Annotated in this window: 14 protein-coding genes; 1 reads left to right on the top strand and 13 read right to left on the bottom strand. The window is 34.3% G+C overall.

From position 1 onward, the window contains the following. Positions 1-7: 7 nt before the first annotated feature. From rseP to BTM29_RS08680, 9 genes are all read right to left on the bottom strand, one after another. The gene (gene rseP / locus BTM29_RS08720) at positions 8-1276 is read right to left on the bottom strand and encodes an RIP metalloprotease RseP (protein WP_076616230.1); all 1269 of its coding nucleotides are present in this window, start codon (positions 1274-1276) and stop codon (positions 8-10) included. 18 nt (positions 1277-1294) lie between these two features. Then, complete coding sequence (locus BTM29_RS08715) at positions 1295-2089, bottom strand: phosphatidate cytidylyltransferase (protein WP_076616227.1); 795 nt, start codon at positions 2087-2089, stop codon at positions 1295-1297. Positions 2090-2103: 14 nt separating this feature from the next. After that, positions 2104-2847 (bottom strand): isoprenyl transferase, encoded by a 744-nt coding sequence (locus BTM29_RS08710; protein ID WP_076616224.1) that lies wholly within the window; start codon positions 2845-2847, stop codon positions 2104-2106. An 18-nt stretch (positions 2848-2865) separates the two neighbouring features. Next, a complete protein-coding gene (frr, locus tag BTM29_RS08705) occupies positions 2866-3423 on the bottom strand; it encodes a ribosome recycling factor (protein ID WP_076616222.1) in 558 nt (185 codons plus the stop codon). After that, complete coding sequence (gene pyrH, locus BTM29_RS08700) at positions 3416-4147, bottom strand: UMP kinase (protein ID WP_076616219.1); 732 nt, start codon at positions 4145-4147, stop codon at positions 3416-3418. The genes frr and pyrH overlap by 8 nt, the downstream gene beginning before the upstream one ends. 164 nt (positions 4148-4311) lie before the next feature. Beyond that, the gene (tsf, locus tag BTM29_RS08695; protein WP_076616216.1) at positions 4312-5187 is read right to left on the bottom strand and encodes a translation elongation factor Ts; all 876 of its coding nucleotides are present in this window, start codon (positions 5185-5187) and stop codon (positions 4312-4314) included. A 68-nt stretch (positions 5188-5255) separates the two neighbouring features. Further along, positions 5256-6041 carry a 30S ribosomal protein S2 gene (gene rpsB / locus BTM29_RS08690; protein ID WP_076616214.1) on the bottom strand — a complete coding sequence of 262 codons (786 nt, stop codon included), beginning with the start codon at positions 6039-6041 and terminating at the stop codon, positions 5256-5258. A gap of 126 nt (positions 6042-6167) precedes the next feature. Continuing rightward, on the bottom strand, positions 6168-6452 hold the full coding sequence (locus BTM29_RS08685) for a GIY-YIG nuclease family protein (protein ID WP_076616211.1): 285 nt from the start codon (positions 6450-6452) through the stop codon (positions 6168-6170). Further along, positions 6439-7164, bottom strand: coding sequence for a tRNA1(Val) (adenine(37)-N6)-methyltransferase (locus tag BTM29_RS08680; RefSeq protein ID WP_076616208.1), 726 nt, complete (start codon positions 7162-7164; stop codon positions 6439-6441). The genes BTM29_RS08685 and BTM29_RS08680 overlap by 14 nt, the downstream gene beginning before the upstream one ends. 61 nt (positions 7165-7225) lie before the next feature. Between BTM29_RS08680 and BTM29_RS08675 the strand changes: the two genes are divergently transcribed. Beyond that, positions 7226-7849: a lysophospholipid acyltransferase family protein gene (locus BTM29_RS08675; RefSeq protein ID WP_076616206.1), complete on the top strand. Its 624-nt coding sequence runs from the start codon at positions 7226-7228 to the stop codon at positions 7847-7849. Between the two features lie 64 nt (positions 7850-7913). Here BTM29_RS08675 and purD read toward each other — a convergent pair whose 3' ends face one another. Genes purD through purM form a run of 4 tightly spaced genes read right to left on the bottom strand, consistent with a single transcriptional unit; the run spans position 7914 to position 12325 of the window. After that, entirely contained in the window at positions 7914-9170 is a 1257-nt protein-coding gene (purD, locus tag BTM29_RS08670; protein WP_076616203.1) for a phosphoribosylamine--glycine ligase, read from the bottom strand. Between the two features lie 11 nt (positions 9171-9181). Further along, positions 9182-10720: a bifunctional phosphoribosylaminoimidazolecarboxamide formyltransferase/IMP cyclohydrolase gene (gene purH, locus BTM29_RS08665; protein ID WP_076616201.1), complete on the bottom strand. Its 1539-nt coding sequence runs from the start codon at positions 10718-10720 to the stop codon at positions 9182-9184. After that, the gene (gene purN / locus BTM29_RS08660; protein WP_076616198.1) at positions 10701-11300 is read right to left on the bottom strand and encodes a phosphoribosylglycinamide formyltransferase; all 600 of its coding nucleotides are present in this window, start codon (positions 11298-11300) and stop codon (positions 10701-10703) included. Before purN ends, purH begins: the two co-directional genes overlap by 20 nt. Beyond that, positions 11297-12325, bottom strand: a complete 1029-nt coding sequence (gene purM, locus BTM29_RS08655; protein ID WP_076616195.1) for a phosphoribosylformylglycinamidine cyclo-ligase — start codon at positions 12323-12325, stop codon at positions 11297-11299. The genes purN and purM overlap by 4 nt, the downstream gene beginning before the upstream one ends. Positions 12326-12328 lie beyond the last annotated feature (3 nt).

Below are 12328 nucleotides of genomic sequence, written 5' to 3'. Positions count from 1 at the left end.
TATCCCCCTATTTTATGAAGAAACGTTGAATATCATTCCACGTAACAGCTACCATCAAAAGAACCAAAATGCCGACCCCGATTAACGTTATGACATTTTCATATTCTTCTGGAAGTGGCTTTCTTCTTATTGCTTCAACGATATTCAACAAAATCTTACCACCATCAAGTGCTGGAATAGGAATCAAGTTAACAATTCCTAGATTCATCGACAGCATTGACATAAATAAGATGATACTTAGTAATCCTTGTGAGGATACTTGAGATGTCATTGAATAAATACCAACTGGTCCGGATAGTTGATTAATACTAAATCCGCCAGTTACCATTTTACCTAATACATGAAGAATCTGTACGGTTGTTTGCCAACTATACGTAAAACCATATTTAATCTTAGCGACAAAACTATGATCTCTTTTTGGCATAATACCAATTTGACCATACTTTTGACCGGATGATTTAACAGTCTTTGGAGTTAATGTAATAGTTGAAACTTTATTTCCAGATTTCACTTTAAAGGTTGTTTTTTTACCTGGATACTTTTGAATATTCTCAGATAATGTTGTCCAAGAATCTGTCTTATGATTATTAACCATTAAGATCTTATCGTTTGCCTTTAAACCCGCTTTAGCAGCAACACTACCACTTTGGATTTGTCCAAGCTGATTCGTATTTTGTACAACACCATTCATCATAAATGCGGCTATAATAGCACAAACAATAGCCAAAATGAAATTGTTAAACGGACCAGCAAAATTAGTTATCATACGTTTCCATACAGAAACCGATTGCAATTGAACATCACGAGGTGCGATTTGTACCTCGGTGCCATCCTCTTCTACAATTGTCGCATCATGATCTACAGAATATGACTTAATTTCTGATTCATCACCATTTTCATAACCTTCAATGATTAATGAATCTACCAAATCAGCTTTAGATATCTGAACTGGAACACCATTTTCGTCATATACCTTACTAGATGTAATAATCTTAATAACATTATTTGAATCATCCAAAACTAAAGAAGCCATAGTACCAGGTTTTATTTCAGAATCGTCTTCTTGAGCACCAGCCATTCTGACATATCCACCTAGTGGCAATAGCCTCAGTGTATAAGTTGTACTATTTTTACGATAAGCAAAAATCTTAGGACCCATTCCGACGGAAAACTCACGAACCAGAATCCCAGATTTTTTTGCTGCATAATAATGTCCAAATTCATGAACAATTACCAATATTCCAAAAACAATAATAAACGTTATTATCGCGGTCATTTCAACCTCCACGAATGCCTAAACTAGGCCAAAAATATGTAACAAAGGTAAGACAATTAACATACTGTCAAATCTGTCCAAAATTCCACCATGACCCGGCAAAATATTTCCAGAATCCTTTACTTTATAAAATCTCTTATATGCTGATTCTACTAGATCACCTAATTGTCCAAATGCAGATAGGACAAAGGAAATCATAAGCATTGTAGTTAATGAATATGCTTGTGGAACAAAGTATACATAAATACCTGACAATACTAAAGCAGAAACAACTCCGCCAATTGTACCTTCCCATGTTTTATTGGGACTAATTGCTGGCCATAACTTATGCTTACCAATTTTACGACCAAATTGATATGCAAAAATATCAGTTGACCAGACAACTATCAAGGCATACATAAGTAAACCAAAACCACCAGCAGAATTCCTAACAGAAGCAAGATAATGGAAACCTGTTCCTATATATATCATTGATACTACTGAAACACCAACATCTTCAAAGTTAAATTTGTTCTTAGAAAATACTGTTATCAGTAATAATAACACTGCAAAAACGTAAAATACGTCCAAACGTGTGAAACTTTCTGGTAACCAACTTTTATAAAAATTAAGTGGGACGGCAATAGCCAATGTTCCCAATATCGTAATTACAAAGTCCATTGAAACAATAATTCTTTTTCGCATGATGTATATTTCAAATATACCAATTGATGCCAACACTGCTGCTGCAATTTCTAGCCAAATTCCACCCGCAAGTAAAATTGGAATGAATATTGCTAAAGCAATGACAGCTGTGATTACACGTTGTCTCATACTCTTCCCCCAAATTAAATCGAACCAAAACGACGATCGCGGTCATTATATATTTTTATATCTTCAGCTAAATTACTAGCTGTAAAATCTGGCCAATAAGTTTTATCAAATACCATCTCTGAATAAGCCAATTGCCACAATAAGAAATTGGAGATTCTCTCTTCACCACTAGTTCTGATCAATAGATCAGGATCAGCCAATTCACCCAAAGGACTCGTTAACAGCTGGTCAGCAAACATTGTATCGTCAATATCATCAGGATTAATTGATCCATCAACAGCTTGTTTTGCCAACTTTTTTGCTGCATTAACAATTTCGGCACGTCCACCATAGTTAAACGCAAAGTTCAATACCATACCGGTATTATCCTTTGTATCGTCCATAGCCTTAAAGACGACTTTCTTTGTTTTGTCAGGTAAGTGATCAGTAAAACCTGTAATTAAAACTTTTATATTTTCTTTAATTAAATCTGGCATAAAAGTTCCAAAGAAATCTACTGGTAAACGCATAAGAAAATTGACCTCTTTGCTTGGTCTACTCCAATTCTCTGTAGAAAAGGCATAAAGGCTTAAAACTTTAACACCCATGTGACTCGCAGAAGTGGCTATGCGCTTAACATTATTCATTCCTTCTTTATGTCCAGCAATGCGTGGTTGACCGCTACGTTTGGCCCATCTACCATTGCCGTCCATAATAATCGCAATATGTTTTGGAACTCTCAAATCAGAACTTAAGTCAGTTTTTTTAATTTCTGTCATAAACCAGCACTCTGAAGGTTAACCTTCAGTAATTTCCTTTTCTTTTGCAGCTGCAATATCATTAATATCAGCAACAGCTTTATCAGTAACCTTTTGAACTTGCTTTTCTAAATTATGCAAGTCATCTTCTGTAATGTCACTGTTTTTTTGTTGTTTCTTTATATCGTCCATTGCATCACGTCTTACATTACGAACAGCGATACGTGTTTCCTCAGCTTCTTTACCAACTTGTTTAGCAATTTCTTGTCTACGTTCACCAGTTAATTGTGGAATGACCAATCTAATAACATTTCCATCATTAGCTGGATTCAATCCCAAATCAGATGAATTTATTGAATGTTCAATAGCATCCAATGAAGATTTGTCGTAGGGAGTAATTAACAAAACTCTAGCTTCTGGAATATTGATTGAAGCCACTTGATTCAATGGTACGTTTGATCCGTAATACTCAACTTGGACGTTGCTAAGAATTGAAGCATTAGCCTTACCTGCACGAATATTAGCCAATTCTTTTCTCAAAACATCAATTGATTTTTTCATGTTCTCTTGAGCTTTAGATATTGCACTATTAGTCATTGCTACCACCCTTTATGATTGTTCCAATATTCTCGCCTTGAACAACCTTTTTAATATTTTCTGGTTCATTTAAATTGAAAACAATTAATGGAATATTGTTATCCATTGATAATGACGAAGCAGTTGAGTCCATTACACCGAGATTCTTATTAATAATATCAAGTTGTGTCAATTCATCATACTTTTTAGCCTTAGGATCTTTCTTTGGATCTGCTGAATAAACACCATCAACATTGTTTTTAGCCATCAAAATTACATCGGCTTCAATTTCAGCTGCACGTAATACTGAAGTTGTATCTGTAGAGAAGTATGGATTACCAGTACCACCAGCAAAAATGACCACACGACCCTTTTCAAGATGTCTTACAGCCTTTCTTCTGATATATGGCTCTGCAACCTGTCTCATCTCAATAGATGTCTGTACACGCGTAGGAACGTCCAATTGTTCCAAACCATCTTGTAATGCTAGACCGTTCATTACAGTTGCCATCATACCCATGTAATCAGCTTGTGCACGGTCCATTCCCATTTCTGCACCAGTTTCACCACGCCAAATATTTCCACCACCACAAACGATAGCTATTTGTACGCCAAGGTCATGAACACTTTTAATTTGTTCAGCAATTTTTTTAATAACTGGAGGATTAATTCCAAATCCTTTTTCTCCAGCCAATGCTTCACCAGAAACTTTTAATATAATTCTTTTATACTTGATATCAGGCATAAGTACTCTCCTTTAATTTTGCTACTAAATATTTTAACATAATCGTATACCATAGATTGTAATAATAGTTAATTTTACATAAATTTTGATTCAAATTATCCTATATATAAGAAAAGATCGTTTAATTCAAATGAATTAAGCGATCCTCCAATAAAAATTAATTATTATTTGATTTGGTTCATAACTTCATCAACAAAATTGTCTTGAGCTTTTTCAATACCTTCTCCAACTTCAAAACGAACGTAAGATACAAGTGAGCTCTTCTTTGATTCAACATATTGTTGAACTGTCATATCTGAGTCTTTAACAAACTCTTGATCAGCTAAACTAATCTCTGATAAGTATTTATTTAAACGACCTTCAACGATTCTTGGAATAATCTTTTCAGGTTTACCTTCGGCCTTTGTTTCTTCAGTGAACACTTTCTTTTCATGTTCCAAAACATCAGCAGGTACAGCATCACGATTAAGGTAAGTAGGATTAATAGCAGCAACATGCATTGCAACATCCTTAGCTGCTTCTTCATCAGAACCATTAAGAACTGTAAGTGCAGCAATCAAACCACCATTATGTAGGTATGATCCAAACACTTGTGCATCACTCTTTTCAACAACTTGGAAACGTCTTAAAGTGATTTTTTCACCGATAACGGCTGTTAAACCAGTGATTGCATCGTTGATTGTTTCGTCTCCAGCTTTAAGTGCCAAAGCTTCATCCATTGTTTTGGGTTCGCCTTCAACAAGAGCCTTACCAATCTTACTTACAAGATCCTTGAACTTATCATTTGATGATACAAAGTCTGTTTCTGAATTTACTTCATAGATAGCAGCTTTGTTACCAGCAATAACGATTTCTGCTAAACCTTCAGCAGCAATACGGCTATTCTTCTTGGCAGCTTTAGCAATACCCTTTTCACGAAGTTCGTCGATAGCTTTTTGCATATCACCATCAGCAGAAACCAATGCTTTTTTAGCATCCATCATACCAACACTTGTCTTATCACGTAATTCTTTAACTTGAGCAGCAGTAATTTTAGCCATGAATATCCTCCAGTCGTATAAATAAAGCCATCTTACTCAGATGACTCTATTCATAACTATTTATAATTTTAGTTTTCGTTACCATTATTAGTTGATTCAGCAACATCTTCGATTGATTTGTCGTCAGATGTTTTATCATCTTTAGCAAAATCATCAGCAGAAACTGATTCTTCACCTTGTTTGCCTTCAACGATAGCATCAGCCATCTTAGAAACAATTAGGCGAACGGCACGAATAGCATCATCGTTTGATGGGATGATAACATCGATGTCATCTGGATCAGTATTTGTATCAACCATAGCTACGATAGGAATGTTAAGCTTCTTAGCTTCATTAACAGCAATGTTTTCCTTATGAGGGTCAACAATGAACATAACATCAGGAATTCTTGGCATATCTTCGATACCACCAAGGAACTTCTCTAACTTAGCTTGTTGTTTTGTAAGCAAAGCAACTTCTTTTTTAGGAAGACGTTCGAAAGTACCATCTTCAGCCATTGCTTTGATATCCTTTAATCTCTTGATACGTTTTTGGATTGTGTTCCAGTTTGTCAATGTACCACCTAACCAACGGTGGTTAACGTAATATTGACCGGCACGTGTTGCTTCTTCTTCAATAGCATCTTGTGCTTGTTTCTTAGTACCAACAAACAAGAAGATACCATCATCACCAGCAACGGCCTTCATGTAATTGTAAGCATCGTCGATCATGCGAACTGTTTTTTGTAGATCAATGATGTAAATACCATTTCTTTGTGTAAAAATAAATGGCTTCATCTTTGGGTTCCAACGTCTTGTTTGGTGTCCAAAATGTACACCGGCTTCAAGTAGTTGTTTCATAGAAATAACTGACATAAAAAATTCCTCCTGGTTTTTACCTCCACTTAAGTCTTGTTCGGTTGAGACGCATTAGCGCACCAACAACCAAATCGTTAAGTGTGTGTATTCAATACAAGAAAATATTATAGGGTAATTTCTCTATTAAATCAAGAAATCACGCCAATTAATTCCATTTTCTTGTAAAAAAGATTCTTTTTTGACACGATTAAGTTTTTTTAATTTAATTTCCCGCTTAAGTGCTTCAGATTTATCATGTAAATTTTCATAATATAACAATTTAACAGGACGACGAGCTTTTGTGTACTTTGCACCTCTACCGGCATTATGTGTTTCAACTCTTTTTAATACATTGTTACTGGTCCCTATATAAAATGTTTGGTCCGCACAAAGCAAAATGTAGACGTAATAGTCACTATATACCTTCAATCTGCTTTTTTGCCTCCAAACTTAGCTTATCATTTTCATACATGATCAAATCCGGCTCAACTTTTAATGAAGATTCCTTTACCGTTTTTATTGCATCAACTAATACCAAATTAGCATCATCATTAATGTGTGATCTAACAAAACGAATTCTTTTGGGTTGAATTTTATTATCAGACATTTTACTGAATAATTCGCTCAACCTATCAGGTCTGTAAACAATATAGACATGAGAATTTTCTTTAAGTAAAACTTTGATGGTATATAATACTTCGTTTAAATCAGTCTTCAATTCATGACGGGCTATTGCCAAAATAGGATTATCTTTTATGATAGTAGAGTCTTTTGAAGTAAAATAAGGTGGATTACAAACTATCATATCTATTGAATCATGATGAAGATATTTCTGTACGTTTTTTATGTCATCATTAATACTAGTAACTTGACTCATCAAGTCGTTATCAACTAAGCTTTTTTCTGCTAGCTTAGAAAGTTCTTTTTGTAACTCTACTAAATAAATGTGAGCGCTAGTTTTGGAGGCTAGACTAAGACCTAATGCACCATTTCCTGAACAAAGATCGACAATCTTTCCCTTTTTTATTGGTCTTGCAAAGTTATAAAGTAAAATAGTATCTAGGTTAAATGAATACAGTTCTTTGTTTTGATTGATAGTAATTCCACTGTTAGAAATTATATCTTTAGAAATATTAGACATGTAACACCTGCTTTGTGGTATTTTAATTAAGTAAAAATTATTTTGGGGAGAATGATAATTAATGTTTTATAAATTTATACGTGTTATTGCAAAGGGTATTGTTTGGCTGTTAAATGGTAAATATGAAATTAACGGTAAAGAAAACTTACCTGACAAGCCCTTCATTATAGTTGCACCACATAGAACTTGGTGGGAACCAATATTTTTTGCATTAGTAATTGCGCCTCGAGAAGCAACCTTTATGGCAAAAATCGAATTATTTAAAAATCCAATTCTAAGATACATTTTGGTTCATGCACACGCCTTTCCAGTTGATAGAAAACATCCCGGACCCTCTGTTATAAAAACTCCAGTCAAGGCCTTAAAAAAGAAAAAGCAAATTCTAATTATGTTTCCTTCTGGAACTAGATACTCAGATGATCTCAAAGGTGGAGCCTCATTGATTGCTAAATTATCAAAGGCTCCCTTAGTTCCGTTTGTTTATCAAGGACCCTTGAAATTCAGTGGTCTACTTAAACATCAAAAAATAACTATTGGTATTGGGCCTGAGATAGACTTTGACTTCAAAGCAAAGCTTGATGAACAACAAACTAAACAAGTTAACGATGATATGGAGGATTCCTGGAATAAGATTGATAAAAAAATTAACCCAGACTTCAAATATGTTCCACCAGTTAAAAAATAACAGCTTCTAAATTATTGCACGAAAAAAGCCAGTTGTGAACTATTGTTCACTGCTGGCTTTTAATTTATATTGAATTTTTTCCTATATCTTTACGATAGAAGACATTTTTTGTATCCAATTTTTCGAGCTCATTATATATTTTCTGACGAGCATCTACTAAGTCATTAGCATGACTAGACATGAGATATAATCTCCCACCATTACTATACATTGAGCCATTTTTCCTCACTACTCCAGCAAAGTTCAATTTGCACTTAGCATCTTCAAATGAATCAACTGATCCTAAATTTTCATTGATTTGTGGGTTTTCAGGATATCCACTACTTGAAACGAATACTCCAAGATTAATACCCTGATCATCCCATTCAATTTCTGGATCATCATCATTTAAGATAGATAAGATTACTTCAGAAAAATTGTTCTTGAGGCGTGGCAAAACAACCTCAGTTTCTGGATCACCAAATCTAACGTTAAATTCAATAACCTTTATTCCATTCTTAGTTTTGATTAATCCTGCGTACAAAATACCAGTGTATTTAATATTCTCTTCTGCCAATATTTCAACAAATGGTCTGATAACCTTATTAACTGCTGTTTCATACGTGGAATTAGAAATATTTTGTACTGGACATACAGCACCCATCCCCCCAGTATTAGGTCCCTCATCATTGTCATGAAGTTTTTTATAATCTTGTGCGATTGGCATAGGATAGTACTTCCCATTATTCACAAACGCCATCAATGAGAATTCCTCACCATCCAAAAATTCTTCGACAACAATTTTATTTGTTTCAAATTTATGTTCTCGTAATAATTCTGAAACTATTTTCCTACTATCATCTACATTATTAGCTATATAGACCCCTTTTCCACTAGCGAGCCCATCTGCTTTTATAACAATTGGAAAATCAGTTTTCTTATTATTCAAGAATCTCATTGCTTCATTAAAATCAAAGAATTCTTGATATTCAGCTGTTGGTATACTTGCCATCTTTAACAAATTCTTAGTAAACGACTTAGAACCTTCTATTTGCGCCGCATACTTATTTGGACCGAAGATTCTTAATCCTCGAGCCTCAAAGAAATCTACTATGCCATCCACCAATGGTGCCTCAGGCCCAACAATTGTATAAGCAATATTCTCTGAAATTGCGAAATTTACCAATTCACTAAAATCAGTTTCTTTTATATGAACTGTATTGATTCCCATAAGTTGCATCCCGTCATTACCCGGTGCACAAAAAATCTTATTCTTTTCTGAAGTCAATGCATCACATATTGCATGTTCTCTAGCGCCAGAACCAACTACTAAAATCTTCATACAGCACCTCACTAGTGTCTAAAATGACGTCTGCCTGTACAGATCATCGTAATACCATATTTATTTGCCATATCAATCGAATCTTGATCATGAATTGATCCACCAGGTTGAATAATTGCAGTAATACCATGTTCTGCAGCATATTTGACACAATCATCCATTGGGAAAAATGCGTCAGATGCCATTATAAGTGGTGAATGTTTATCCCCTGATTCTTCTTGTTCAATGGCTATTTTAACTGATCCGATTCGGTTCATTTGTCCTGCGCCTATACCTAATGTTTGGTCTCCAGTGGAGATGACAATCGCATTACTCTTCACGTGTTTAACTATTCTTTGACCAAATAATAATGCCTGTATTTCATCTTCAGTTGGTTGTTTTTTAGTTACAACTTTAAAATCATTTGTACTATCAACAACGATATCTCTTTCTTGAACCAAAAGACCACCCATAACTGAAGTATATTCATATTTGTCTGCATTCTTAGCTTCAGAGAAATCTAAAGTCAATAAACGAATATTTTTCTTTGCTTCTAGGATTTCTAGTGCTTCATCAGTAAAACTAGGTGCAATAACAATTTCAAGGAATATCTTATGTAATTCTTCGGCTACTTCCGCAGTAACTTCCCTATTAAAGGCAATTATTCCACCAAAAATCGAGATTTTATCAGCGCTAAAGGCTTTTTGCCAAGCCTTGTGGATGCTTTCTTCATCAATGCCAACACCACATGGGTTCATATGTTTTAAGGCAACGACACAAGGCTGATTGAAGTCAGATACGATTCTAAGTGCTGCATCAGCATCCTTTATATTATTAAATGATAACTCTTTACCATGTAATTGTTTTGCTGAAGAAATAGAATACTTTGAAGGTAGAGAACTACTGTAAAATGCTGCCTTTTGATGCGAATTTTCACCATATCTCAATGATTGTTTAAAGTCATACGATAAATTTTCAACATCGGGGAATTCCTCATTACCCAAATTAGATAGATAACCCGCAATAATACTGTCATATTGCGCTGTATGTCTGAAAGCTTTAGCTGCTAACTTTTGTCTAAAGTTAATATCTTTTGAATCCACAATATGTTCCAAGACATTTTCATAGTCATTCTTATCAACGACTACATACACACTTTGATAGTTCTTTGAAGCTGAACGTATCATTGATGGTCCACCAATATCAATCTGTTCAATGGCTTCAGGAACTGTTACATCTTTTTTAGTTATAGTTTCTTTAAATGGGTACAAATTTACACAAACCAAATCAATTGTATCGATTTTTAACTTTTTTAAAGTTGCCATATGTTCGGGATTATCACGCTTCGCAAGCAATCCAGCATGTACCTTTGGGTGTAATGTTTTAACTCTGCCATCTAAAATTTCAGGAAATCCTGTAACCTGGTCAATCTCAATAACAGGAACATCATTATCTTTTAATTTTTTATATGTACCACCAGTTGAAATAATCTCAAAACCATTTTTGATTAATCCTTGCGCAAATTCTACTACTCCAGTTTTATCGGAAACACTAATCAATGCCTTTTTCATGATTTCTATTTTCTCCCTCGTTTTTTATTAATTCAGAAATTACCTCAATATACATAATATGTTCATTTTCATGAATTCTTTTCTCTAGAGTTTCAACGGTGTCATTATTAGAGATTGGAACAATCTTTTGTAAAATAATTGGCCCTGTATCGACGCCTTCATCAATATAATGAATTGTTACACCTGTTTGCTTCTCACCAGAATCAAATGCTCGTTCAATTGCATTTAAGCCTGAAAACTTAGGCAAAAGTGAAGGATGAATATTGATTATCTTATTAGGATAATGATCCAATAAGACATTTGTCACCACTCGCATATATCCCGCTAAAAAAATATAATCAATGTCTAAAGGGCTCAATACATTTACAATTTCTCTTTCATAATCAGCCCGTGTGTCAAAATCATCTAAATTATTGATAAAAACCGGAATACCTAATTTCTTTGCCTTAAAAATAACTGGAGCATTTGGCTTATCACAAACTAATAATTTAATTTCTAATCCATCATCAAATAATTTTTTAGATTTTGCTATTGCTTCAAAGTTGGTTCCATTTCCTGAAGCAAAAATTGCAGCTTTCATTTATTAACCCCCAATAACTCAATTGGATTTTTGATTCGGTTAATAACGTCTCCAATTCTATAAGCTTGACTTTTGTCTCGATTTAAAATGGACAATACTTCTTGCTCCTGATCAGGAGATACGGCTATAACCATACCCAATCCCATATTAAATATGTGATACATATCTAATGGGGCAAGTTTTCCATATTTACAAAGTGCATCAAATATTTCTGGTTGCTTCCATTTTCTTGTATCAATTCTGGCAGTCAATTTGTCGGGTAACATACGTGGAATGTTTTCAAAAAATCCTCCACCTGTAATGTGAGATATTCCGTGCACTAGTTTTTTATCAAGTAATGGCAAAATATCTTTTGCATAAATTCTAGTTGGTTCCAACAAGTAATCACCCAGACTACCATGTTTTAACTCAGGCAATTTAGTATCCATATCAAATTTATTGTCTTTAAAAAGAATTTTTCTCACCAATGAATAACCGTTTGAATGTAACCCACTTGATGAAATACCAATTAATACGTCGCCTTCTTCAACATTTTCCTGATTCAAAACTGCACTTTTTTCAGCAATTCCAACAGAAAATCCTGCAATATCATAACTGGTTTCAGAATAAACATCTGGCATTTCGGCAGTTTCTCCACCAATCAAATCAATACCTGCCAAATCACATCCCGCTATAACGCCCTTTAAAATCTCTTCGACTTTACCATCAACTTTACCCGTAGAAATATAATCAAGAAAATACAGTGGTCTTGCACCTTGCGCAATAATATCGTTAACGCACATTGCAACACAATCAATCCCAATTGTATCCAATTTACAGTTTTGAATAGTCAACAATAATTTAGTTCCAACCCCATCATTACTGGATATTAAAACTGGATTCCTATAACCCTGTGGTATTTCATACATACCACCAAAGTTGCCTATATTATTAGAGCCATTGCCATCGATATTCTTTTTGACAAATTTGGATATTCTGTAGCCTGATTCAACATTTACACCGGCGTCTTTATATGGATTCGACATTTC

The organism is Companilactobacillus allii, assembly GCF_001971585.1.
GTDB classification, from domain to species: domain Bacteria; phylum Bacillota; class Bacilli; order Lactobacillales; family Lactobacillaceae; genus Companilactobacillus; species Companilactobacillus allii.
Note: the sequence above shows the minus strand (reverse complement) of the source record. Positions and strands in the feature narration are given on the sequence as shown.

Excerpts from the sequence above, each read along its gene's own strand:
- rseP (WP_076616230.1), bottom strand. The coding sequence starts at position 1,276 with ATGACCGCGATAATAACGTTTATTATTGTTTTTGGAATATTGGTAATT.
- BTM29_RS08715 (WP_076616227.1), bottom strand. The coding sequence starts at position 2,089 with ATGAGACAACGTGTAATCACAGCTGTCATTGCTTTAGCAATATTCATT.
- BTM29_RS08710 (WP_076616224.1), bottom strand. The coding sequence starts at position 2,847 with ATGACAGAAATTAAAAAAACTGACTTAAGTTCTGATTTGAGAGTTCCA.
- frr (WP_076616222.1), bottom strand. The coding sequence starts at position 3,423 with ATGACTAATAGTGCAATATCTAAAGCTCAAGAGAACATGAAAAAATCA.
- pyrH (WP_076616219.1), bottom strand. The coding sequence starts at position 4,147 with ATGCCTGATATCAAGTATAAAAGAATTATATTAAAAGTTTCTGGTGAA.
- tsf (WP_076616216.1), bottom strand. The coding sequence starts at position 5,187 with ATGGCTAAAATTACTGCTGCTCAAGTTAAAGAATTACGTGATAAGACA.
- rpsB (WP_076616214.1), bottom strand. The coding sequence starts at position 6,041 with ATGTCAGTTATTTCTATGAAACAACTACTTGAAGCCGGTGTACATTTT.
- BTM29_RS08680 (WP_076616208.1), bottom strand. The coding sequence starts at position 7,164 with ATGTCTAATATTTCTAAAGATATAATTTCTAACAGTGGAATTACTATC.
- BTM29_RS08675 (WP_076616206.1), top strand. The coding sequence starts at position 7,226 with ATGTTTTATAAATTTATACGTGTTATTGCAAAGGGTATTGTTTGGCTG.
- purD (WP_076616203.1), bottom strand. The coding sequence starts at position 9,170 with ATGAAGATTTTAGTAGTTGGTTCTGGCGCTAGAGAACATGCAATATGT.
- purH (WP_076616201.1), bottom strand. The coding sequence starts at position 10,720 with ATGAAAAAGGCATTGATTAGTGTTTCCGATAAAACTGGAGTAGTAGAA.
- purN (WP_076616198.1), bottom strand. The coding sequence starts at position 11,300 with ATGAAAGCTGCAATTTTTGCTTCAGGAAATGGAACCAACTTTGAAGCA.
- purM (WP_076616195.1), bottom strand. The coding sequence starts at position 12,325 with ATGTCGAATCCATATAAAGACGCCGGTGTAAATGTTGAATCAGGCTAC.